The organism is Streptomyces sp. NPDC040589, assembly GCF_055594445.1.
Window position 1 is genome coordinate 616,433 of record NZ_JBVIWP010000001.1, and the last position, 23,967, is coordinate 640,399.

Below are 23,967 nucleotides of genomic sequence, written 5' to 3' on the forward strand. Positions count from 1 at the left end.
CTGCCCGCGCTCTACCACCAGTCCGAGTCCAGCCGCCCTTCGATCGATCTGAGGTTCTCCCGGGAGCAGGTCTCGCAGAAGTCCCGGCGGGCGCCGTGCTCCACGGAGCAGGTCCAGGTGAGCTGCGGGGTTTCGGCCGAGGTGCCGCAGCGGGCGCAGACAAGGCGTTCGGGCTCCGCGGCGGGGCCGTCGTCGTCGTTTCCTCCGGGAGGACTCGTCACGCGCCGACGATATCTCCGTACCCGGCGGCTTCGCAGACACAACGCACCGCGGGGGCCGGTCCGTTCGCACGGACCGGCCCCCGCGGGTGAGCTCAGCCTCCAGGTCGGGAGGCCACCGCTTCAGGTGGGGTCGGTTACTGCATGACCGCCATGGCGAGCGCCCGGCGGGCACGCCGTGAGGCGCGCTCCGCCTTGCGCTGCATCCGGCGGGCGGCCACCAGGCGCGCAGCCCGGCGGTCTCGCTCCGCCTCCTGCAGTCGCTCGTGCATATGTGCACGAGCCATGGCTTCTGGGATGAGTTGCATCTCTCGGGTCCTGTTCTGGCGCGAGTCCTTCGCGCCGTGCGGGGTGAGGTCTTGAGTCGCGGAGCCTGCGGGCTCGTGGGTGGACGGCTTCATCGGGGCCTGCTTCTGGGGGTCGTGCGTGAAAGGACGGTCGATCGTTCCTGCGGTGTTCATGCCGTGACCGGGTTCTTGCGCGGGCGGCCACGCGGCCGCTTCCGGGCGACGACGACACCCTGCACGAACAGCTCGCCACCCCAGACGCCCCAGGGCTCACGCCGCTCCTTGGCACCGGCGAGGCAGGCCTCGACCAGCGGGCAGGTGCGGCACAGGGACTTGGCGTACTCCACGTCCGCCGGCGACTCGGCGAAGAAGACCTCCGGGTCGTAGGAGCGGCACGGGACGGGTACGCCGAGGTTCTCGATGGCGTCGTCGAGCGCGGTGAGCGCGGTGAGCGGGGTCAAGGCGGAGTCCTCCGTGGAGCCGGGCTTGGGGATCGTGTCGGAAGGCGGTACGGACGGGGCGTGCGCTTCGAGTTGCACGGTTCGTCTTCCTCGTCTGGTCGTTCCGGCCTGTTGGCCGGGGGGCGGCTGGTACCCGGTTCTTTTCTTGTCCCGAGGCTCCTTCGGTCCGTCGTCCCTGGTCAGGGACAAACAGAAGGGCCGCGGATCCCGGATGGGGTTCCGCGGCCCTGAAGGCGCCGGCCTGATCAGATCAGGCTGGATCACTCCAGGGTTCTGGCCCACGGAAGGCCCACATCTGGTGGTGCTGCGTCGTCTGCGTCCGGAATCCGGCACCGGTCGCCGTAAAGGCATAGGCCCGCGCCTGTCCCTTTACTGCTGCTTCCAGTGCCTTGGTCGGTCGCTCATTGCGCTCACGGACGGGAAGGCCCGTGGGAGCAAGGGAGGAGGACGCCGGACGGACGGCACGAATGCCGGACAGACCGGTGCCCAGGTTCGAAACGCCGAGCATGCACGTGGAGACGGCCGAGCGATCGGTCATTTTCACGGTGCTGATGGAGCTGCTGTTGATGCTGATCACTGGACTCGCCTCCTCTCGGCGTCTCGGGGGACTGGGTGAACCAGTCCGACGGATATGCAAGTACAACACGGAATCAGGGCCTTCGAGAAGGCCGCTGCTCTCGTGCCTAAGAACCTATGGGGATTGCTGGGGCATGCGCAAACTATTTTTTCGACGAGTTGGTGTCAGTCCTGATCTGTGTCCACTCCGATGTACTGGCCTGCGCAGATGGCCAGTACATCGGCTCCGTAGCGGGTGAGCTTGCGCATCCCGACGCCCGGGATGCGCGCCAGCTCGTGCTCGTCGTCGGGCGCGGTCTCGGCGATCGCCACCAGTGTCCTGTCGGTGAAGACGCAGAAGGCGGGCTGACCACTGCTCCGTGCCTGGTCGGCGCGCCACTCGCGGAGCCGCTCGTAGAGGCCCTCGTTCATGTCGGAGGGGCAGCCGTCACAGCGCATCAGCTTCATCTCGCCCGCGTCGGTGAGCGTGCGGCCGCAGACGCGGCAGCGGGCGGGGGTTCGCTGCACTCGTCTCGGGGCGGAACCCCTGGTTCCGGGAATTCCGCGCTCGATGCCACCCGCGGCACCGCCGGTCGTACGGCCTTTGGTGGCCGTCGAGCCGGGGCGCAGCCCGTCGAGGAAACGGCTGGGGCGGCGGTTGGGGCGGCCGCCGGGTGAGCGGGAGAGGGACCAGGAGACCTGGAGGTGTTCCCGCGCGCGGGTGACGCCGACGTACAGCAGGCGGCGCTCCTCCTCGATCTGTTCGTCGGTCTTTGCGTAGGTGATCGGCATCATGCCCTCGGCCACGCCGACCAGGAAGACGACGTCCCACTCCAGACCCTTGGCCGAATGCAGGGAGGCGAGGGTGACGCCCTGCACGGTCGGGGCGTGCTGGGCGTTCGCCCGTTCGTCGAGCTCGGCGACGAGGTCCGCCAGGGTGGCGCCGGGTTTGGCGGCGGCGAAGTCCTGGGCGAGGTTCACCAGGGCGGCCAGGGACTCCCAGCGCTCTCTGACGGCGCCGGAGCCGGCCGGTGGCTGCGGTGTCCAGCCCTCGCCCGACAGCACGGCACGCACCTGCGAGGGCAGGTCGACGACGTCGTCCAGGAGGGAGTCGTTGCCGCCGAAGCGGGCCGCGCCGCGCAGGGCGACGCCCGCCTTGCGCACCTCCGGGCGGTCGAAGAACCGCTCGGCGCCGCGCAGCTGGTAGGGCACCCCGGCGTCGGCGAGGGCCTGTTCGTAGGTCTCGGACTGTGCGTTCGTCCGGAAAAGGATGGCGATCTCGGCGGCCGGGACCCCCGCGTCGACGAGTTCACGGATGCGGCGGGCCGCGCCCTCCGCCTCGGCGGGCTCGTCGGTGTACTCCGTGTAGGCGGGCTCGGGTCCCGGCGCACGTTGGGAGACGAGCTCCAGGCGGTGGTCGGCCGCGCGACCCCTGGCCTGAGCGAGCAGGCCGTTGGCGAGGTGGACGACCTGGGGCGTGGAGCGGTAGTCGCGGACCAGCTTGACGACCGTGGCGCCGGGGTGGCGGGTGCGGAAATCGAGCAGATGATCCGGAGTTGCTCCCGTGAACGAATAGATCGTCTGGCTGGCGTCTCCGACCACGCACAGGCTGTCCCGCTCGCCGAGCCACAGTTCCAGCAGACGCTGCTGGAGGGGGCTGACGTCCTGGTACTCGTCGACCACGAAGTGCTGGTACTGGGAGCGGACCTGTTCGGCGATGTCGTGCCGGTCCTGGAGGACGGCCACGGTCAGCAGCAGCACGTCCTCGAAGTCGATGACGGAGCGCTCGCGCTTGACGTCCTCGTAGGCGGCGTAGAGCTGGGCGATCTCCGCGGGGTCGCGCGGGGCCTCACGGCCCGACTTGGCGACGGTGGGCGCGTAGTCCGCGGGGACGGTCTGGGTGACCTTGGACCATTCGATCTCGGCGGTGACGTCCCGCAGCTCGCCCCGGTCGAGCCGGATGCGGCAGGCCGCGGCCGCGTCGGCGACGAGCTGGATCTTGCGGTCGACGAGCCGGGGCATGGAGCCGCCGATCGCTTTCGGCCAGAAGTACTGGAGCTGACGCAGGGCCGCCGAGTGGAAGGTGCGCGCCTGGACGCCCGCGGCACCGAGCTGGCGCAGCCGGCCGCGCATCTCTCCGGCGGCTCGGTTGGTGAAGGTGACGGCGAGCACGCTGGAGGGGTGGAGGACGCCCGCGCGCACCCCGTAGGCGATGCGGTGGGTGATCGCCCGGGTCTTGCCCGTGCCCGCGCCCGCCAGGACGCACACCGGACCGTGCAGGGCGGTGGCCACCTCGCGCTGCTCGGGGTCGAGCCCGTCGAGCACCGCGTCGGCCGAGTCCGGTACCTGCGGGAACAGGGTGGAGTGCGTTGCTGCTGTCACACGGCCATGCTGCCAGGTCGCGGGAGAAGGCCGTGCCGGTTGTCCACAGGCGGGCCCTGATAGTCGTACTAATGCGGCAGGCGTCACGTCCGGCAGGGCCCTGACCCCGGGAATGGCGGCCCCCTCACGTACGTTCCACCTCTGCGACCACCCGCCCCCGAGCCACCGAAGGAGCACGAGAGACATGCTGGGCACTGTGACGATGTACAGCACCACGTGGTGCGGCTACTGCCGCCGGCTGAAGAGCCAGATGGACCGCGAGGGCATCGCGTACACCGAGATCAACATCGAGCAGGACCCGGAATCCGCCGCGTTCGTGGAGAAGGCGAATGGCGGAAACCAGACGGTGCCCACTGTTCTGTTCCCGGACGGCTCCACCCTCACCAACCCGTCGCTGGCTCAGGTGAAGCAGAAGGTCGGCGCGTAGGCGCAGCGCGGTTGTGCGGGGAAGGCGGTTCCTGAGGCGGCTCGGGAACCGCCTTCTCCGTCTGCGCGGCCAGGGTGTACGTGGCTCACACGGGTGTCAGGCCACGCTCCTCATCGGGAGCGGCTTGCCGTACCAGAGCTCGATCAGGCGGGCCGCGATCGAGATGCCGTACGGCGGGAGCACCTCGCCGGACTCGAAGGCGGCGCGCAGGTCGTCGCGGGAGAACCAGCGGGCCTCGTGGATCTCGTCGCCGTCGACCTCGATCTCGGTCGAGGTGGCGCGCGCCATGAAGCCCAGCATGAGGCTGGACGGGAAGGGCCAGGGCTGGCTGGCGACGTACTCGACCGGGCCGACGGTGATGCCGACCTCCTCGTGGACCTCGCGGCGAACCGACTGCTCGATGGACTCACCGGGCTCGACGAAGCCGGCGAGCGTCGAGAAGCGGCCCTCGGGCCAGTGGACCTGCCGGCCGAGCAGGAGACGGTCGTCCTCGTCGGTCACGGCCATGATCACGGCGGGGTCCGTGCGCGGGTAGTGCTCGGCGCCGCAGGCCTGGCAGCGGCGGATGTGGCCGGCCGCGGCGATGACGGTGCGCTCGCCGCAGCGCGAGCAGAAACGGTGCGTGCGCTGCCAGTTCTCCAGACCCACCGCGTGCACCATCAGGCCCACGTCACGGGCAGACAGGAGCAAGCCCGCCTCGCGCAGGCCCGCCGGGCGCGCGGACTGGTCCATACGACCGGGCAGGGAGTCCTTCTGGAGGGCGAAGTAGCTGACGCCGTCCTCGTCGATGCCGAGGAAGTAGCGGTGCGCCTCGGTGAGGGGGGCCTCGAAGGAGGGGGTCATGACGAGTTCGGTGTGCCCGTCCGCCGTCTCGTCGATGAGGACCTGGCCGCCGGAGACCACGAAACAGCGCGTCGAGGGGTGGCTCCACGCCGCCGCGAGCCAGGCCTCGTCGAGCCGGTGGTGCGCACCCCTGTCGATGCCGCTCGGGGCGGTGAGCGAGATGGGTCGGTCGGCGTTCTGGTCGGTCCAGGTGGTCACTGGTGCTTCCAACTCCCCGGTGGAACGGTCGGGTTCGGCGGGCTGATCAGCGGGACGTACGGCGGGAGGCAACCGGGTCCGGCGGGGCTCGGGCGGTGCGGGGCGGCTCTTCCAGTGTGCCCCTCGCGCGCGGCCGGTCCGGGCGGCCCGGGACGCTCAGGGCGCATGGCGCCAGTTCTCGGCGAGGTCGCCCCACAGGTACGCGGTGGTCTCGACGCCCTTGAGGAGCAGGTCGAGTTCCACTTTCTCGTTCGGGGCGTGCCAGCCGTCGGACGGGACGGAGATGCCGAGGAACAGCACCGGAGCCCCGAGGACGTCCTGGAGGTCCGCCGCCGGTCCGGAGCCGCCCTCGCGGGTGAAGCGGACCGGCTCTTCGAAGGCCCGGCCCATCGCGCGGGCGACCGACTGGAGGGCCGGGTGGTCCAGCGGGGTCAGGCAGGGGCGCGTGGCACCGCTGAACGTGATCTCGCAGCGGATCCCGGCGAGCACCTGCTGCTCGGCCCAGGCGCGGACGGCCTTCTCCACATGGTCGGGGTCCTGGCCCGCCACGAGCCGGAAGGACAGCTTCACCAGGGCGGAGGAGGGAACGATCGTCTTGCTGCCGGGGCCCTGGTAGCCGCCGCCGATGCCGTTGACCTCCGCGGTGGGGCGGGCCCAGACGCGCTCCAGGGTGGTGTACCCCGCCTCTCCCTGGGTGGCGTGCGACTTGGCCGTGCGCAGCCACTGCGACTCGTCGAAGGGCAGTTCGGCGAAGAGTTCGCGCTCGCGGTCGGTGAGTTCGACCACACCGTCGTAGAAGCCCGGGATCGCCACGCGCGCATGGTCGTCGTGCAGCGCGGCCACCAGGCGGGCGGCGGCCGTCGCGGGGTTCGGCACCGCACCGCCGAAGGAACCGGAATGGATGTCCTGGTCGGGGCCGTGCAGCCGTATCTCGCACTCGGCGAGGCCGCGCATGCCGGTGCACACCGTGGGGGTGTCCTCGGACCACATGCCGGTGTCGGAGACGATCACGGCGTCGGCGGCGAGCCGCTCGGCGTGCTGCTCGGCGAGGGCCCTGAAGTGGGGCGAGCCGGACTCCTCCTCGCCCTCGATCAGCAGCTTCAGATGCACGGCCGGGGTGGTGCGGCCGGTGGCGGCGAGGTGGGCCCGGACGCCGAGGGTGTGGAAGAACACCTGGCCCTTGTCGTCGGCCGCCCCGCGCGCGTAGAGACGGTTCTCGCGGACGACGGGCTCGAAGGGGTCGCTGTCCCAGCCGTCCTCCCGGGCCGCGGGCTGCACGTCGTGGTGGCCGTAGACCAGCACCGTGGGCGCCTGCGGGTCGTCGGAGGGCCACTCGGCGAAGACGGCGGGGGCGCCGGGGGTCTGCCAGACCTCGGCCGTCGGGAACCCGGTCTCCTTCAGTTCGGCGGCGAGCCAGTCGGCGCTGCGTCGTACGTCGGGCGCGTGGTCCGGCTGGGCGGACACCGACGGGATGCGCAGCCATTCGGCGAGGTCGTCGAGGAAGGCGTCGCGGTGCTGCTGGATGTACGTACGGACGACGCTGTCCGGGGTCTGGCTCATGGTCACGAGCCTATCGGCCCGCAATGACGTCCTCGGAGTGCGGTTCCTCACCGGGCGGCTCCTCGCTCAGCAGTCGCTCCAGCGCCGCGCGGTCCGGCAGGTCGTCGGGGCGCACGACCTCGCCGCTGCGCACGTACAGGAACGCGGCCGTGACGGACTCCGGGGGTACGCCCTGCTGCTCGGCCCAGGCGAGGCGGTAGACGGCGAGCTGAAGGGGGTCCGCGGTGCGTGCGCGGTTGGTCTTCCAGTCGACGATCTCGTACGTCGTGCCCTCACCGTCGCCCACCTTGTAGACGGCGTCGATGCGGCCCCGTACGACGCGGCCCGCGAGCGCGAGCTGGAAGGGGGCCTCCACCCGGTAGGGCGTGCGGTGCGCGTACTCGGTCTGCTCGAAGGCGTCCTTGAGGGCCTCCAGGTCCCGTTCGTCGGCGATCTCCGCTTCGCGGCCGGGCAGCTCCTCCGGCTCCAGCAGGGGCAGCGTCAGCTCTTCGAAGCGGGCCTCGACCCAGGCGTGAAAACGGGTGCCGCGGCGGGCGGCGGGCTGGGGCGGACGGGGCAGCGGGCGGGCCAGCTCCTGGGCGAGGCCGTCCGGGTCGGCGGCCAGGAGCAGCAGCTGGGAGGCGGTGAGGGAGGTGGGCAGGGGGACCTCGGTGACGCTGTCGCGGGCGCGCAGGAGTTCGCCGGTGAGGGCGTCGAGGTCGCGGTCCCAGGAGGCGATGGTGCGGGCTTCCTCCGGGGTGAGGTGCGGCCTGCGGTGTCGGAGTGGGGCCGGGGGGTCCGGCGGCCCCGCCTGGTGGGGGACCTTGGGGCCGTCCGCCGGCCGGGCGTCGTCCTCGTCCGCCGCCCGCTCCGCTTCTGCGAAAGCGTCTTCGCCGAAGGGGGCTTCGTCGAAGTCGAACGGGTCCGGCTCGTCGTACGGAGGCTCGTCGTCCTCGGGGGGCGGGGGCCACTCCGGGTCGTCGAACGCGTCCGGGTCGTGCACGGCCGGCGGGTGCCCGTCCACGTGGGACGCGAGGTCCTCCAGGTGGGACAGGACGGTCTCGGCGGCGGCGCGGCGACGGGCCAGGGCCGCCTCGTCCAGGGGCAGGGGCCACACCTGGTCGGCGGTGGCCTGGTGCAGGGCCGGGTTCTCCTCGTCCTCGGCGGGTTCGTCCGCCCAGGCCTCGATCTCGCCGTACCCGGCCGCGCAGTGCTCGTAGAGGTCCTGGAGGAACGCGGACGGTCCGCGGCGCTTCTTCTGGGTGGGTCCCCACCAGTGGCCGGAGCCCAGGAGCAGGGAGCGGGGGCGGGTGAAGGTGACGTAGCCGAGGCGGAGTTCCTCGGTGTGCTGGTGGTCCTTCATGGCCTCGTGGAAGGCCTTGAGGCCCTTGGCGTCCCAGGAGGTGATGTCGGGGAGGGTGTCGGCGTCGCCGCGCAGTTCGTGGGGCAGGACCTTGCCCTGGGAGGTCCACTTCTCGCGGCCCTGGCTGCTGGGGAAGGTGCCGGTGACCAAGCCGGGGACGACCACGACGTCCCACTCCAGGCCCTTGGACTTGTGGGCGGTGAGCACCTTGACGGTGTTCTCGCCTCCGGGGAGGGCGTTGTCGAGGCCCTTCTCGTACTGGGCGGCGGTGCGCAGGAAGCCGAGGAAGGCGAGCAGGCTGGCCTCGTTGTCGCCGGCGGCGAAGGAGGCGGCGACGTCCAGGAAGTTGGAGAGGGTCTCGCGGCGACGCGCGGCCAGGGCGTGCGGGGACGCCGACAGCTCCACCTCCAGGCCGGTGACGGCGAGGACCCGGTGCAGGACGTCCATCAGCGGGTCGGACAGGGAGCGGCGCAGGTCGCGCAGTTCGGTGGCCAGGCGGGCGAAGCGCACGCGCGCGTCGGGCGAGAAGGGCAGCCCGTCGTCGTCCCCGTGGCCGTCCAGCGGCGTCTCCAGGAAGGTGTCGAGGGCGTCCGCGAGGGAGACCACCTCGGCCGGGTCGACCCCCTCGACGGCCTCGGCGAGGCGGCGGTCCGGGTCGTCGTCGCCCTCCACGCGCGCGTGGGTCACGAGGAGCCGGGCCCGCCGCCCCAGCAGGGCGAGGTCGCGCGGGCCGATACGCCAGCGCGGGCCGGTCAGCAGGCGAACCAGGGAGGCGTTGGCGCCAGGGTCCTGGAGTACCTCGCACACGGCGACGAGGTCGGCGATCTCGGGCAGGTGCAGCAGCCCGGACAGGCCGACGACCTCGACCGGGATGTCCCGGGCCACGAGCGCGCCCTGGATCTCGGAGAAGTCTGTCGCCGTGCGGCACAGGACCGCGATCTCGCCGGGTGCCGTCCCGGTCCTCACGAGGTGGGCGACGGAGTCGGCTGCCCAGCCGATCTCCTCGGCATGGGTGCGCAGCAGGGCGCAGCGCACGATGCCGTCGCGTTCCGCCCCGGGGGCGGGGCGGAGGGCCTCCACGCCCGCGTGCAGGGCACGCAGGGGCTCCGCGAGGCCGTTGGCGAGGTCGAGGAGGCGGCCGCCGCTGCGGCGGTTCTCGCTGAGCGCCTGGCGGGTCGCGGGGCGGCCGTCGGAGCGGGCGAAGTGCTCGGGGAAGTCGTCGAGGTTGGCGACAGAGGCGCCGCGCCAGCCGTAGATCGCCTGGCAGGGGTCGCCGACGGCGGTGACCGGGTGGCCGGTGCCCTCGCCGAACAGGCCGGCCAGGAGGACGCGCTGGGCGACGGAGGTGTCCTGGTACTCGTCGAGCAGGACCACCCGGAACTCGTCGCGCAGGACGCGGCCCACTTCGGGGATCCCGGCGAGCCGGGCCGACAGGGCGATCTGGTCGCCGAAGTCGAGCAGGTCCCGCTCGCGCTTGGCGGCCCGGTAGCGGTTCACCAGCTCGGCCAGTTCACGGCGGGCGGCGGCCGCGTCGGGGACCTTGCGCAGGTCGGCGTTGCTGAGCTTGACGCCGCGCAGCGTCAGCAGCAGTTCGGCGTCGTACGCGCGCAGCGCCTCCGGGCGTACGAGGTGTTCGGCGAGTTCGGCGTCGAGGGCGAGGAGGTCGCCGACCAGGTCCGGGAAGGAACGGGTCAGGGCCGGGTAGGACCCCGGGGCCTCGCGCAGGACGCGCGCGGCGAGCTGGAAGCGGGTCGCGTCGGCGAGCAGCCGGGAGGTGGGCTCAAGCCCGATGCGCAGGCCGTGGTCGGCCAGCAGGCGGCCCGCGAAGGCGTGGTACGTGGAGATCACCGGCTCGCCCGGCGGGTTGTCCGGGTCGATGGCGTCCGGGTCGGTGACGCCGGCCTTGACCAGCGCCTTACGGACGCGCTCGGCGAGTTCGGCGGCGGCCTTGTTGGTGAAGGTGAGGCCGAGCACCTGCTCGGGGGCGACCTGGCCGGTGCCGACCAGCCACACCACACGGGCGGCCATCACCGTCGTCTTGCCCGAGCCGGCACCGGCCACGATCACCTGCGGGGCGGGCGGCGCGGTGATGCAGGCCGTCTGCTCCGGGGTGAACGGGATGCCGAGGAGCTCTTTGAGCTGTTCGGGATCGGTGATACGGGCGGGCACATCGACAGAGGCTAGTGGCGACCACTGACAGCGACGGCCGGATCGGGTCTCCAGGGAGGATCCGGGGAGGCCCCAGGGAGGAAGAAGACCAGGTCAGCACATGTGGTGCGATAGATCACTCGACGACATGGCGGCCCTCCTGCCGCGCGCTGCACGAGGCCCGGAACGCGCAGTGCGTGCAGTGCTGCCCGGCGGTCGGAGTGAACCGCTCGTCGAGGACCTTCCCGGCGGCGGTGGCCAGCAGGTCGCCGACCCACTCCCCCTCCAGCGGCTCCTGGGCCTGCACCTTGGGCAGGGTCTCGCCGCCGTCGCGCTGGGCGGCGCCCTGCCGGAGATGGACGAGTTCGGCACCACCCGGCCCGGGACGCACGCCGTCGAAGACGTCGTCGACGGCGCCCTCGCCGACGGCCAGCTGGTAGACGGCGAGCTGCGGGTGGCGCTCCACCTCCTTGCCGGTGGGCGCCTGCTTGCCGGTCTTGAAGTCGACCACGTAGGCGCGGCCGTCGCCGTCCGCCTCGACGCGGTCCATCTGGCCCCGGATGCGCACCTGGTAGTCGCCCGCTTCGAGGGTGACGTCGAAGTCGTGCTCGCTGGCGACCGGGGTACGTCCGGTGCGGTCCATGACGTGCCACTGGAGGAACCGTTCGAGCGCCACGCGCGCGTTGTCCTTCTCCTGGTCCGACTTCCAGGGCGCGTCGAAGGCGAGGGCGTTCCACACGGAGTCGAGGCGTTCCATGAGGACGGAGAGGTCGGCCGGGGTGTGCCCGGAGGCGACCTCGTCGGCGAGGACGTGCACCACATTGCCGAAGCCCTGCGCGGCGGTCGCGGGCGCGTCGGCCTTCACCTCGCGGCCCAGGAACCACTGCAGGGCGCAGGTGTTGGCCAGCTGGTCGAGGGCGCTGCCGGAGAGCACGACAGGCTGGTCGCGGTCGCGCAGCGGCACCTTGGACTCGGTCGGTTCGAACATGCCCCACCAGCGGTAGGGGTGCGCGGACGGCACCAGGGGGCGGCCGTCCTCGTCGGCGAGGGCGGCGAGCCGGGCCAGGCGGCGGGCGGCGGCTTCCCGCAGGGCATCGGAGACGCGCGGGTCGACCGTGGTGGCGCGCAGTTCGGCGACGAGTGCCGCGACGGACAGCGGGCGGCGCGGGCGTCCGGTGACGTCTTTGGGTTCGACGCCGAGTTCGGTGAGGAAGCGGGAGGGCTGGTCGCCGTCGTCCGCCGGGGCCTTGACCGCGGTGACGACCAGGCGTTCACGCGCGCGTGTGGCGGCCACGTAGAACAGGCGGCGCTCCTCGGCGAGCAGCGCGCCGGGAGTGAGGGGTTCTGCGAGTCCGTCGCGCCCGATGCGGTCCGCCTCCAGGAGGGAGCCTCGGCGGCGCAGGTCGGGCCAGAGCCCCTCCTGGACGCCCGCGACGACCACGAGGCGCCACTGAAGGCCCTTGGAACGGTGTGCGGTCATCAGGCGGACGGCTTCGGGGCGTACGGCACGCCGTGTGAGGGTGTCGGCGGCGATGTCCTCGGCCTCGATCTCCTCCAGGAAGTTCAGCGTGCCCCGGCCGCCGGTGCGCTCCTCGGCGCGTGCCGCCGTCGCGAACAGCGCGCAGACCGCGTCCAGGTCGCGGTCCGCGTTGCGCCCGGCCGCGCCGCCCCGGCGGGCGGCCCGCTCCAGCCGCGCGGGCCACGGTGTGCCGTCCCACAGGTCCCACAGCGCCTCCTCGGCCGTACCGCCGCCCGCCAGGCGCTCGCGGGCCTTGCGGAGCAGCGCACCGAGGCGCTGGGCGCCACGCGCGTACGCGGGGTCGTGCACGGCCAGCCGCTCCGGCTCGGCGAGCGCCTGTGCGAGAAGAACGTCGGAGGGCGGCGGCAGCGGGTTGCCCGCGGCCCGCTCCTCGTCCCGCAGGGCCCGGCCGAGGCGGCGCAGATCGGCGGCGTCCATGCTCGCGAGGGGGGAGGTGAGGAGGGTGAGGGCGGTCTCGGTGTCGAGCCAGGAGGGGGCCGGCTCGGCGAAGGGGGCGTCCTGGGGAGTGGTCTTCCTCTCGGGAGCCCCCGACTCGGATCCCGAATCGGACCTCGACTCCAATCCCGACTCGGACCCCGACCCGGAAGCCGACCCGGACCCCGACCCGGAAGCCCCCGACTCGAGACCGCGCGACGCCTCCGCCGCGGCCACCGCCCGAAGCGCCGTCAGCAGCGGCGCCACCGCCGGTTCGTGGCGCAGGGGTACGTCGTCGCCGTCGACGTCCACCGGGACGCCGGCCGCTGTGAGGGCGCGGCGGACGGTGGGGACGGTGCGGGAGCCGGCGCGCACCAGCACGGCCATCTCGCTCCACGGGACGCCGTCCTCCAGGTGGGCCCTGCGGAGGATGTCGGCGATGTTGTCCAGTTCCGTCCCGGAGGTCGGGTACGTGTACGCCTCGACCCGGCCGCCGTCCCTCACGGGCGCGAGCTCGCGGTGGGCGCGCACCTTCTCCGCGGGCAGGCGGGTCAGCGGCATGCGCTGGGTCAGCAGCCGGGTGGCCGCCAGCAGGTCGGCACCGGAGCGGCGGGACGTGCGCAGCACCGCGACGGGGGCCGGGCGGCCGTCCGCGCGCGGGAAGGCGTGCGGGAAGTCGAGGATGCCGTTCACGTCCGCCCCGCGGAACGTGTAGATCGACTGGTCGGGGTCACCGAAGGCGACGAGGGTGCGGCCACCGCCTGCCAGGGCGTGCAGAAGTCGTACCTGAGCGGGATCCGTGTCCTGGTACTCGTCGACGTAGACGGCGTCGTACCGGGCGGCGAGCCACGCGGCGACCTCGGGGCGGCGGGCGAGGAGCACCGCACGGTGGACGAGCTCCGCGTAGTCGATCACGCCCTGGAGGTCGAGCACGTCGAGGTACTCGGCCAGGAAGGCGGCCGCCGCGCGCCAGTCGGGGCGTCCCGTGCGGCGGGCGAAAGCGTCCAGGGCGTCGGGGCCGAGGCCCAGCTCCCGGCTGCGGGCGAGGACCGCGCGGACCTCGTCGGCGAAACCGCGCGTGGTCAGACAGGCGCGCAGTTCGTCCGGCCAGCGCACGTGCGCGAGGCCGAGCCGCTCCAGGTCCACCTGGCCCGCGAGCAGCTCTCGTACGGAGACGTCCTGCTCGGGGCCGGACAGCAGCCGCATCGGCTCCACGAACAGGTCGCTGTCCTGGTGGGCGCGGACCAGGGCGTAGCAGAACGAGTGGAAGGTGGTCGCCAGGGGAGCGCGGGCCGCCCCGGCCCGGGTGGCCATGCGGTCGCGCAGTTCGACGGCCGCCCTGCGGCTGAACGTGAGGACCAGGACGCGCTCGGGGTCTCCGCCCCGGGCGATGCGCTCGGCCACGGACTCGACGAGCGTGGTGGTCTTGCCGGTGCCCGGACCTGCGAGGACGAGCAGCGGGCCGGCCGCGTGGTCAACCACGGAGCGCTGCGAGGCGTCCAACAGAGGGGGGTCCACCCGGGCGGGAGGGGTACGAACCAGTCGGTATGCGCCACGGCTCCCCCGCCGCGCCCGAGGGTGCGACAGGCCGCTGGTGGAGGAAGAGGAGCTCACGTGGTTCGCCGGTCCTGGTGGAAGTACTGGTTGGCGGGCCACCGCGCGTGGCGGGCGGTGACCGCGGGGTGACGGGGACGCGCGCAGCCGACGCTACGCCGACGGGTGAGGCGGAAGCAGGGCTTCCCCTTCTTCCCGCCGGCCACTCTCGGCACTCGTACCACTCATGCCCCTCGCCTCACGAACGTACGTCATGGCACCGACGTGCCCCGATTCCCCCGTCCGGATCACGGGCCACACGGGAGGCCGTCCGATGGCGGAAGCTGTCAGGTGTGACCCTCCGCGCGTTCGCCGCCGTCCCACCGCGCCCGTCGCATGTCGATCCGCGGCAGGTGGCCCTCGGCGGCCCGGCTCGCCTCTTTCAGGGGCGTGCCCTCCGCGCGGTAGTGGCCGAGCGCCCGCTGCTGGTGTCCCGGGAGCAGGACGCCGTCCGCGCGGACGACCCGCCACCACGGAACGGCTCCCCCGTAGAGAGCCATCACACGGCCGACCTGCCGCGGACCGCCCTCCTCCAGCCACTCGGCGACGTCCCCGTATGTCATGACACGGCCCGGCGGGATCAGTTCGGCGACGTCGAGGACCCGCTCGGCATACGCGGGCAGGGCTTCCCCGGGTTCCGTACGGGCGTCGTCGTACCCCGTGCGGGTGTCCTGCGCGCCGGCGTCCTCCGGAAGGCTCTCCTCGCTCATCCGCCCCATCCTGCCCCACCCCGCCGACAACGGGACGCGTGTACCCACGAGCGTTTCCCTCGCCCGGCAGGACCGCGTCGGGCAGACTGTCCGCCCCCGCATGTGCACCCTGATGCCCCCGCGTATCGGTGCGGCATGCCACCATCGTGCGGGCGGTGACCGGTGATACGAGACCAAGAAGAGACGATGAAGCAGCAGGGTGCGCATTCCGAGGACACGGGGGGCACCTCTGACGCTTCGTCGCGCCCGGGCACTCCGGAGGACCGCCCGAAGACGGCCGGCGAGGAGCCCGACATCGCGCACATCGACGAGGTGGAGGGCGACGAACCGCTGCTCCCCGCGCGCGTGCACCGCCCGTCCGATCTGATGCGTCTCCTGGTGGGCGTGCTCGCCGTCGCGGTGCTCATCGGGATCGCCGCGTTCGCGCACGGCACCACCTCGGGCCTCGAACAGGACATCAACAAGGGCACCGGGCAGGCACCCGACCTGCTCATCAAGATCGCGGGGCTGGCGTCCAGCATCGCGATCCTGCTGGTGCCGGTCGCCTTCGCGATCGAGCGGCTGATCAAACGGGACGGCCTCAGAATCGCCGACGGCGTGCTCGCCGCGGTCCTCGCGCACGGTGTGACACTCGCCACCGACCTGTGGGTCGCCCGGGCCGCCCCCGACTCGATCCAGGAGGCACTCACCCAGCCCTCCCCCGGGGACATCCATGCGCTGACCGATCCCGTGCACGGCTATCTGGCGCCGGTCATCGCCTATATGACCGCCGTCGGCATGTCACGCAGACCCAGGTGGCGCACGGTGCTGTGGGTCGTGCTGCTTCTCGACGCCTTCTCGATGCTCGTCACCGGGTACACGACACCGTTCTCGATCATCCTGACCGTGCTGATCGGCTGGACCGTGGCCTACGGCACGCTCTACGCGGTCGGCTCGCCCAACGTCCGGCCGACCGGGCAGACCCTGATGGCCGGCCTGCGGACCGTCGGCTTCCGCCCGGTCAGCGCGTCACGCGAGGACGCCTCGGACAACCCGGACACCGGCGACCGGGGCCGGCGGTACTTCGTCACGCTCGAGGACGGACCGCCGCTGGACGTCACGGTGGTCGACCGGGAGCAGCAGGCCCAGGGCTTCTTCTACCGCGCGTGGCGCAATCTGACCCTGCGCGGCTTCGCCACCCGCAGCAGCCTCCAGTCGCTGCGCCAGGCCCTGGAGCAGGAGGCGCTGCTGGCGTACGCGGCCATCGCGGCCGGTGCCAACGCGCCCAAGCTGATCGCCACCTCCGAGCTCGGCCCCGACGCGGTCATGCTCGTCTACGAACACAGCGGCGCGCACACCCTCGACTCACTGCCGGACGAGGAGATCACCGACGATCTGCTGCGCGACACCTGGCACCAGGTGAAGGCCCTGCAGTCCCGGCGTATCGCGCACCGCAGGCTGGTGGGCGACGCGATTCTGGTGGATCGTTCCGGCAAGGTGATCCTCACCGACCTGCGCGTCGGCGAGATCGCGGCCGGCGACCTGCTGCTGCGCATGGACATCTCCCAGCTGCTGGTGACCCTCGGCCTCCGGGTGGGCGCCGAGCGGGCGGTGGCCTCGGCGGTGGGCGTGCTCGGCCCGGACGCGGTGGCGGACTGTCTGCCGATGCTCCAGCCCATCGCGCTCAGCCGCTCCACGCGCGCGACGCTGCGCAAACTGGCCAGGGAGCGGGCGCAGCGCGAGCGCGAGGCGGTTCTGGAGGCGTCCCGGCTGGCCAAGCAGGCGCGCCTGGAGGAGTCCTCGTCGGACGAGGCCGTGCCGGTCCCGGAGAAGACGGACAAGAAGACCGTAAGGGCGGAGCAGCGGGCCGAGAAGCGCGCCATCGACGAGGCCGTGGAGGAGGCGCGCGAGGAGGACCTGCTCACGCAGATCCGCCACGAGGTGCTGCTGATCAGGCCACAGGCACCGGTCGAGCCCGCCCGGCTGGAGCGGGTACGGCCGCGCACGCTGATCAGTTTCATGGCCGGCGCGATCGGCGCGTACTTCCTGCTGACGCAGCTCACGCACATCGAGTTCGGACCGCTCATCGCGAACGCCGAGTGGGGCTGGGTCGCCGCGGCGGTGCTGTTCTCGATGTGCAGTTATCTCGCGGCGGCGATGGCGCTGCTGGGGTTCGTGCCCGAGCGGGTGCCGTTCCTGCGGACCGTGGCGGCGCAGGTCGCCGGATCGTTCGTGAAGATCGTCGCCCCGGCGGCGGTGGGCGGTGTCGCCCTGAACACGCGCTTCCTGCAGCGCGCGGGAGTGCGGCCGGGGCTCGCGGTGGCGAGCGTGGGCGCGTCGCAGTTGTTCGGGCTCGGCTGCCACATCCTGATGCTGCTGGCATTCGGCTATCTGACCGGGACGGAGAAGACGCCGTCGCTGTCGCCGTCCCGGACGGTCATCGCCGGTCTGCTGACGGTGGCGGTGCTCGTCCTCGTGGTGACCTCGGTGCCCTTCCTGCGGAAGTTCGTCGTCACGCGCGTGCGGTCGTTGTTCGCGGGTGTCGTGCCGCGCATGCTGGACGTGTTGCAGCGGCCGCAGAAGCTGGTCACCGGTATCGGCGGCATGCTGCTGCTGACCGCCTGCTTCGTGATGTGCCTGGACGCGTCGATCCGCGCGTTCGGCGACGAGTCGACCTCGATCAGCCTCGCCAGCGTCGCCGTCGTCTTCCTCGCGGGCAACGCCCTGGGGTCCGCGGCTCCGACACCGGGCGGTGTGGGCGCGGTCGAGGCGACCCTGACGGTCGGTCTGATCGCCGTCGGCCTCCCGAAGGAGGTCGCGGCACCGGCCGTCCTGCTGTTCCGCCTGCTGACGCTGTGGCTGCCCGTGCTGCCGGGCTGGCTGGCCTTCAACCACCTCACCCGCAAGCAGGCCCTCTGACGCCGGCGGCCCGGCGGGCGGGGTTTTGGCAACACCAGCCGCTCCTACCTCGTACGACACGTGTCCCGCGCGTCCGGCCCCGTGCCGCCGCAGGATGGAACCATGCCTTCGCTCCTCCGGCTGCGCGCCGCCGTCCTGACCGCCACTGCCGTGTTGCTGTCCACCGTGCTGGCGGGCTGCGGTGACGACGACACCAAGGGCGAGGACCTCACGCGGCAGGAACTGAGCTGGAAGGCCTGCCCGGCGCCGGACGAGGCCCAGGGCGGAGGCACCGCGCCCTCTCCCCTGCCGGACGACGGCGAGTGGCAGTGCGCCACCATGAAGGCCCCTCTCGACTGGAACGACCCCAAGGGCGACACGATCGGCCTCGAACTGATCCGGGTCAGGACCACCGGCGACGCGAGCGAACGCATCGGCTCGCTCGTCTTCAACTTCGGCGGCCCCGGCGGCTCGGGCGTCACCGCGCTGCCCGGCTTCGCCGAGGACTACAAGACCCTGCGCACCCGCTACGACCTGGTCAGCTTCGACCCGCGCGGCGTCGGCCGCAGCGACCCCGTGATCTGCGAGAACGACCAGCAGCTCGACGCGTACTTCCAGCAGGACGCCACGCCCGACGACAGCGCCGAACGCACCGAGCTCCTGGACAACACCACGGAGTTCAACGGCGCATGCGAGGAGAACTCCGAGAAGATCCTGCCGCATGTGCGCACCACCGACGCGGCCCGCGACCTCGACCTGATGCGCCAGGTCCTCGGCGACGACAAGCTGCACTACTTCGGCATCTCGTACGGCACCGAACTCGGCGGCGTCTACGCGCACCTGTTCCCCAAGCGCGTCGGTCGTGCCGTGTTCGACGCCGTAGTCGATCCCACGCAGAACCCCGAGCAGGGCTCGCTCGGGCAGGCCAAGGGCTTTCAGCTCGCGCTCGACAACTTCGCCGAGGACTGCGTGTCGAAGACCGAGGAGTGCCCCATCGGTGACAGCGCGCAGAATGTGAAGGACCGTATCGCCACGCTGCTGAAGGACCTCGACAGCAAGCCGATCCCGGGCGTCTTCCCTCGCCAGCTGACCCAGACCGCGGCGACCAACGGCATCGTGCAGGCGCTGTACTCTCAGGACTTCTGGGAGTACCTCACGGACGGCCTCGATCAGGCGTACGACGGCGACGGCAGCATCCTGATGCTGCTGTCCGACTCGAGTAACGGGCGTAGTGAGAACGGCGAGTACGACAACTCGGCCGCCGCCCACACCGCCATCAGCTGCTCCGACTCCAAGCCGCGTTACGACACCGCCTATGTGGAGCGGAAGCTGCCCGAGTTCCGGGCCGCGTCCGCGCTGTTCGGCGACTATCTGGCGTGGGGCATGATCGGCTGCACCGACTGGGCCGTGGCGGGCGCCGCCGAACACCCGGACGTGAGCGCGCCGGGCTCGGCGCCGATCCTGGTCGTCGGCAACACCGGCGACCCGGCCACCCCCTACGAGGGCGCGCGGAAGATGGTGGACGCGCTGGGCAAGGGCGTCGGTGTCGAGCTGACGTACCGGGGACAGGGGCACGGCGCCTACAACAGCAAGAACAAGTGCGTGCAGGACGCGGTGAACGGCTATCTGCTGGACGGAAAGGTGCCGCAGGCGGGGACCGTCTGCACCTGAGAACAGCCATGGCCCCAGCAAAGTCGCAGGTCAGAAGGTTATCCACAGGCTGGCACGGTCGGCGCGGGATCTGCCTACCATGGCCTGACCGCCATCCGCAGCACGGTGCGGACGGCCTGCGAGGGGGGACTGGGCGCATGTCGCGCTTCGTACGGTGTACCGCTGTGGCGGTCGCCTCGGCACTGCTGGCGGCGGGCTGCAGCGGCGGCTCGTCCGACGACGGCAAGGGCGGCGGGCTCTCCTGGGGCCGCTGCAAGGCCACCGCCGACGCCCCCGCGCCGAGCAGCGAGTGGCAGTGCGCGACGTTGAAGGTGCCGCTGGACTGGTCGAAGCCGGACGGCGAGACGATCGGACTGGCACTGATCCGCGCCAAGGCCCGCGGCGACGACCGCGTCGGCTCGCTCCTGTTCAACTTCGGCGGCCCCGGCGCCTCGGGCCTGTCCATGATGCCGTCGTACGCCCCGACGGTCTCCCGGCTCCGTGAGCGGTACGACCTGGTGAGCTGGGACCCACGCGGGGTGGCCGCCAGCGAGGGGGTGCGCTGCCGCGGCGACAAGGAGATCCAGGCCGCCGAGTCGGTGGACGTCACCCCCGACACACCGGCCGAGGAGAAGGCGTACTTCCAGGACGCCGCCGACTTCGGCAAGGGCTGCCGGAAGGACGCCGGGAAGCTCATGGCTCATGTCTCGACCGCCGACTCGGCCCGCGACATGGACCGCATCCGGGAAGTTCTCGGCGACGACAGGATGCAGTACTTCGGCATCTCGTACGGCACCGAACTGGGTGGCACCTATGCCCACTTGTTCCCGAAGAAGGTGGGACGGATGACACTGGACGCGGTCGTCGATCCCGGCGCCGACACCGTGGGCCATGCGCAGAACCAGGCCAGGGGCTTCCAACGCGCGCTGAACGGCTATCTCGAGTCCACGGGCCAGGACCCTCAGGAGGGCACGCGGAAGATCGCGGACCTGCTGCGACGGATCGACGCCCGGCCCCTGCCGACGGCCACGCCCGGGCGGAAGCTGACACAGACGCTCGCGGTCACCGGCCTCACCCTGCCGCTGTACAGCAGGGAGAGCTGGCCGACGCTGACCAGCGCCCTCGACGCGGCCGAGCGGGGGGACGGCTCGGAGCTGCTGACCCTCGCCGACGGCTACAACGATCGCGCCCCGTCGGGGCACTACGGCACGACGACCCACTCGCAACGGGTCATATCGTGCCTGGACGACAGGCAGCGGCCGACCGCGGCCCGGACGAAGGAGCTGCTGCCGGAGTTCGAGAAGATCTCCCCGGTCTTCGGCACCTTCCTGGGCTGGGACACGGCCGGCTGGTGCCACGACTGGCCGGTGCCCGGACAGCACGACACCCCGGAGGTGAGCGCCCCCGGCGCTGCGCCGGTCCTGGTGGTCGGCAACACCGGCGACCCGGCGACCCCTTACGAGGGCGCCCGGAGGATGACCGACGAGCTGGGCAAGGGCGTCGGAGTGATGCTCACCTGGCGGGGCGAGGGGCATGGCGCGTACGGCAGCGGGAGCGACTGCGTGGACTCCACCGTGAACGCCTATCTGCTGGACGGGTCGGTCCCGAAGGACGGCAAGGTCTGCTCATGACGACGGCGGGGGCTTCGCGCACTCGTGGTGCCCGAAGCCCCCGCCGCTCGGGAAGGGTGGCCGGATACGGCTCAGTACACCGGCTTGTCCGGCTCGATCTGGTTGACCCAGCCGATCACGCCGCCGCCGACGTGGACCGCGTCCGAGAAGCCCGCGGACTTCAGGACCGCGAGGACTTCCGCACTGCGGACACCCGTCTTGCAGTGCAGGACGATCTTCTTGTCCTGCGGGAGGCTCTCCAGGGCGGTGCCCATGAGGAACTCGTTCTTCGGGATCAGCCGGGCGCCCGGGATGGAGACGATCTCGTACTCGTTCGGCTCGCGGACGTCGATGATGTCGATGCCCTCGCCGTCGTCGATCCACTCCTTGAGCTGCTTGGGAGTGATCGTGGAGTCGGCGGCCGCCGCCTGGGCCTCCTCGGAGACGACGCCGCAGAAGGCCTCGTAGTCGATGAGCTCGGTGACGGTCGGGTTCTCGCCGCAGACCGCGCAGTCCGGGTCCTTGCGGACCTTGACCTGGCGGTACTGCATCTCCAGAGCGTCGTAGATCATCAGTCGGCCGACCAGCGGGTCGCCGATGCCGGCGAGCAGCTTGATGGCCTCGTTGACCTGGATGGAGCCGATGGACGCGCACAGCACGCCCAGGACGCCGCCCTCGGCGCAGGAGGGGACCATGCCGGGGGGCGGGGGCTCCGGGTAGAGGCAGCGGTAGCAGGGGCCGTGCTCGGACCAGAAGACGGAGGCCTGGCCGTCGAAGCGGTAGATCGAACCCCAGACGTACGGCTTGTTCAGCAACACGCAGGCGTCGTTGACCAGGTAGCGGGTCGCGAAGTTGTCCGTGCCGTCGACGATCAGGTCGTACTGGCTGAAGATGTCCATCACGTTGTCGGCCTCGAGCCGCTCCTCGTGAAGGATCACGTTCACGTACGGGTTGATGCCGAGGACGGAGTCACGGGCGGACTCGGCCTTGGGGCGGCCGATGTCGGACTGGCTGTGGATGATCTGGCGCTGCAGATTCGACTCGTCGACCTCGTCGAACTCCACGATGCCGAGGGTGCCGACGCCGGCGGCGGCCAGGTACATCAGCGCCGGCGAGCCCAGGCCGCCGGCGCCCACACACAGCACCTTGGCGTTCTTCAGCCGCTTCTGCCCGTCCATCCCGACGTCGGGGATGATCAGGTGGCGGGAGTACCTGCGGACCTCGTCTACGGTGAGCTCGGAAGCCGGCTCGACCAGGGGTGGCAGCGACACGGGGACTCCGTTGGTCGGTCAATCACTACGGTTGTTCTCCCCGTAACAGTGCCATGCGCTTTTTCATTCCGAGACACCTGTTCCGACACGCGAGACGATTTCGTCCCAGTAGCCGGGCATGGCCTCCCAGGGATCGGTGCGGCCGCCACAGTCCGTGTGGTCGGTGAAGTAGATCGTCGCGGCGCCCTGCCAGCGGGCGATGCTCAGCGCCTCCCCCAGGTGGGAGCGGGGCACTCCGTGGACGAAGTGGCAGAAGCGCTCGGGCGAGTGGTCGGTGGTCCACTCGGCCACCTGCGACCAGCGGTAGTCGCTCCACGGGCCGGAGAAGGTGACCAGCTGGTCGGCGAGTTCGACGTACCCCGGGTGCGGGTGGATGCCGTGACCGAGGACGATGTGGGCCTCGTCACGGATCACACGGAGCGTGGCGACCGTGCGGCGCACCTCGGGCAGCCCCACGTGGTCCGCCGGGCAGCGCTCCAGGAGGAAGCCGTCGACCTGGTACCAGTCGACGAACCGGTGGGCGTCCGAGATCAGCTCTCCGAAGTTCCGGGTGCCGTACCGGGTGTCGAGGTGGCCGAGGACCCGGATGCCCGCGTTGCGCAGGCGGCCGGCCGCCTCCAGGCAGTGCGGGTCGGGGCGGGTGCCGGGGCCGTCGGCCACATTGAGGACGACCCAGTGCAGCGGGGTGCCGGGGCGGGTGAGTTCGCCCCACTCGGTGGGGGCGAGGAGGGGGTGGGCATAGCCGGGGACGCCGACGCCAGGGCGGAGTTCGGTGCCGGAGGTGCGTGGTCGTGTGCTGGTCAGATGCGGCATGCCGCCTCCATCCAGATGTCGGCGAGGGACTCCTCGAGGCCGATCCGGGGGCGCCAGCCGAGCCGGTCGCGTGCGGTGCGCACGTCGGCCTGCTGCCAGCTGCCGCAGCCGTCGGGGTACGGGTACGCGACCTGGGGGGCGTGGTCCGGTTCCGGGCGGGGGTGGCCGATGGCCGGGCGCAGGGCACCGGGAGGGCCGTCGAGTTCGTGGAGGGCGCCGCCGTATCCGGCCACGCGGGCGAGGACAGCGGCGGCGTCGCGCAGGCGCACGGCGCGGCCGGAGCCGATGTTGATGACGCCCTGTGCGGCGGAGAGCGAGGCGGCGTGGACGGCGCGGGCGACGTCACGGACGTCGACGAAGTCGCGCTGCGCGCCCAGGCCGCCGAGTTTCAGCTCGCCGTCGCCGGACTGCATGGCGCGGCGCATGGCCTCGGCGAGGCGCCCGAGCGGGGAGCCGGCGGGGGTGCCGGGTCCGGCCGGTGAGAAGACGCGCAGGACGACGGCGTCCAGGCCGGAGCCGAGGACCAGTTCGGTGGCGGCGAGTTTGCTGACGCCGTACGGGCCGCCGGGCCGGGGGACGGCGTCCTCGGCCGTGGAGGAGCCAGGCTGGCTGGGGCCGTACTCCGCGCTGCAGCCGATCTGCACCAGACGGGCGCCGCAGCCGCTGCGGCGCAGGGCCTCGCAGACGGTGGCCACGGCGACGGTGTTGTGGCGGGTGAGTTCGCGGGCACCACCCCTGGTGGCGCCGGCGCAGTTGACGACGACGCCCGGGTGGACCGCGTCGAGGAAGCGGGTGAGGGCGCCAGGGCTGCCGGAGGCGAGGTCGAAGCGGACGTCGGCGTCGTCGCCGCGGCCGAGGGCGGTGAGCTGCACGGCCGGGTCGGCGAGCAGGCGGTCGGCGACGAAGCGCCCGATGTAGCCGTTGGCTCCGATCAGCAGGACTCTCATCGCGCGGCTCCTGGGACGGCTGGGACTCCTGGGTGGGTGGTCATCGGACTTCTCCTTGGTGCGGGGCGGACGGGACGGGGCGGGTGCCTCCGGCGGTGGGCCGGTGTCTGTGGCTTGGGGT

General features: G+C 71.9%; 17 protein-coding genes. 4 read left to right on the forward strand and 13 right to left on the reverse strand.

Features of this window, described 5'->3' with window-relative positions; genetic code table 11:
• Positions 1–11: 11 nt before the first annotated feature.
• The 5 genes from ACZ58V_RS02760 to ACZ58V_RS02780 form a co-directional block, all read right to left on the reverse strand.
• The gene (locus ACZ58V_RS02760) at positions 12–221 is read right to left on the reverse strand and encodes a hypothetical protein (RefSeq protein WP_468187870.1); all 210 of its coding nucleotides are present in this window, start codon (positions 219–221) and stop codon (positions 12–14) included.
• A 134-nt stretch (positions 222–355) separates the two neighbouring features.
• Positions 356–679: a hypothetical protein gene (locus tag ACZ58V_RS02765; protein WP_189723108.1), complete on the reverse strand. Its 324-nt coding sequence runs from the start codon at positions 677–679 to the stop codon at positions 356–358.
• The gene (locus ACZ58V_RS02770; RefSeq protein WP_037766327.1) at positions 676–1,044 is read right to left on the reverse strand and encodes a WhiB family transcriptional regulator; all 369 of its coding nucleotides are present in this window, start codon (positions 1,042–1,044) and stop codon (positions 676–678) included. The genes ACZ58V_RS02765 and ACZ58V_RS02770 overlap by 4 nt, the downstream gene beginning before the upstream one ends.
• 172 nt (positions 1,045–1,216) lie before the next feature.
• Positions 1,217–1,543, reverse strand: coding sequence for a hypothetical protein (locus ACZ58V_RS02775; protein ID WP_382840590.1), 327 nt, complete (start codon positions 1,541–1,543; stop codon positions 1,217–1,219).
• 164 nt (positions 1,544–1,707) lie between these two features.
• Positions 1,708–3,903, reverse strand: coding sequence for an ATP-dependent DNA helicase UvrD2 (locus tag ACZ58V_RS02780; protein ID WP_468187867.1), 2,196 nt, complete (start codon positions 3,901–3,903; stop codon positions 1,708–1,710).
• 184 nt (positions 3,904–4,087) lie between these two features.
• Between ACZ58V_RS02780 and ACZ58V_RS02785 the strand changes: the two genes are divergently transcribed.
• Positions 4,088–4,330 (forward strand): mycoredoxin, encoded by a 243-nt coding sequence (locus ACZ58V_RS02785; protein ID WP_031132359.1) that lies wholly within the window; start codon positions 4,088–4,090, stop codon positions 4,328–4,330.
• Between the two features lie 96 nt (positions 4,331–4,426).
• On the opposite strand, the gene nudC is transcribed toward ACZ58V_RS02785, so the two are convergent.
• The 5 genes from nudC to ACZ58V_RS02810 all read right to left on the reverse strand — a co-directional run bounded on the left by nudC (position 4,427) and on the right by ACZ58V_RS02810 (position 14,678).
• The gene (nudC, locus tag ACZ58V_RS02790) at positions 4,427–5,371 is read right to left on the reverse strand and encodes an NAD(+) diphosphatase (RefSeq protein ID WP_468187864.1); all 945 of its coding nucleotides are present in this window, start codon (positions 5,369–5,371) and stop codon (positions 4,427–4,429) included.
• Between the two features lie 156 nt (positions 5,372–5,527).
• Complete coding sequence (locus tag ACZ58V_RS02795) at positions 5,528–6,931, reverse strand: dipeptidase (protein ID WP_471288000.1); 1,404 nt, start codon at positions 6,929–6,931, stop codon at positions 5,528–5,530.
• Between the two features lie 10 nt (positions 6,932–6,941).
• Positions 6,942–10,442 (reverse strand): UvrD-helicase domain-containing protein, encoded by a 3,501-nt coding sequence (locus tag ACZ58V_RS02800; protein ID WP_471288002.1) that lies wholly within the window; start codon positions 10,440–10,442, stop codon positions 6,942–6,944.
• A gap of 115 nt (positions 10,443–10,557) precedes the next feature.
• Complete coding sequence (locus ACZ58V_RS02805) at positions 10,558–13,989, reverse strand: ATP-dependent helicase (protein WP_471288003.1); 3,432 nt, start codon at positions 13,987–13,989, stop codon at positions 10,558–10,560.
• Between the two features lie 266 nt (positions 13,990–14,255).
• Complete coding sequence (locus ACZ58V_RS02810) at positions 14,256–14,678, reverse strand: MGMT family protein (RefSeq protein ID WP_468187856.1); 423 nt, start codon at positions 14,676–14,678, stop codon at positions 14,256–14,258.
• A gap of 186 nt (positions 14,679–14,864) precedes the next feature.
• Here ACZ58V_RS02810 and ACZ58V_RS02815 point away from each other — a divergent pair, with 186 nt between their 5' ends.
• The 3 genes from ACZ58V_RS02815 (at position 14,865) to ACZ58V_RS02825 (ending at position 20,836) form a co-directional block, all read left to right on the forward strand.
• Positions 14,865–17,576: a lysylphosphatidylglycerol synthase domain-containing protein gene (locus tag ACZ58V_RS02815; protein WP_468187854.1), complete on the forward strand. Its 2,712-nt coding sequence runs from the start codon at positions 14,865–14,867 to the stop codon at positions 17,574–17,576.
• A 102-nt stretch (positions 17,577–17,678) separates the two neighbouring features.
• Positions 17,679–19,226 carry an alpha/beta hydrolase gene (locus ACZ58V_RS02820; protein WP_471288005.1) on the forward strand — a complete coding sequence of 516 codons (1,548 nt, stop codon included), beginning with the start codon at positions 17,679–17,681 and terminating at the stop codon, positions 19,224–19,226.
• A 137-nt stretch (positions 19,227–19,363) separates the two neighbouring features.
• A complete protein-coding gene (locus ACZ58V_RS02825) occupies positions 19,364–20,836 on the forward strand; it encodes an alpha/beta fold hydrolase (RefSeq protein ID WP_471288008.1) in 1,473 nt (490 codons plus the stop codon).
• A 71-nt stretch (positions 20,837–20,907) separates the two neighbouring features.
• Here ACZ58V_RS02825 and moeZ read toward each other — a convergent pair whose 3' ends face one another.
• The 3 genes from moeZ to ACZ58V_RS02840 form a co-directional block, all read right to left on the reverse strand.
• Positions 20,908–22,086, reverse strand: a complete 1,179-nt coding sequence (moeZ, locus tag ACZ58V_RS02830; RefSeq protein ID WP_215118649.1) for an adenylyltransferase/sulfurtransferase MoeZ — start codon at positions 22,084–22,086, stop codon at positions 20,908–20,910.
• Positions 22,087–22,149: 63 nt separating this feature from the next.
• Positions 22,150–22,899, reverse strand: coding sequence for a spherulation-specific family 4 protein (locus ACZ58V_RS02835; protein WP_468187845.1), 750 nt, complete (start codon positions 22,897–22,899; stop codon positions 22,150–22,152).
• Entirely contained in the window at positions 22,887–23,846 is a 960-nt protein-coding gene (locus ACZ58V_RS02840) for an NAD-dependent epimerase/dehydratase family protein (RefSeq protein ID WP_184590714.1), read from the reverse strand. The genes ACZ58V_RS02835 and ACZ58V_RS02840 overlap by 13 nt, the downstream gene beginning before the upstream one ends.
• Between the last annotated feature and the right edge of the window lie 121 nt (positions 23,847–23,967).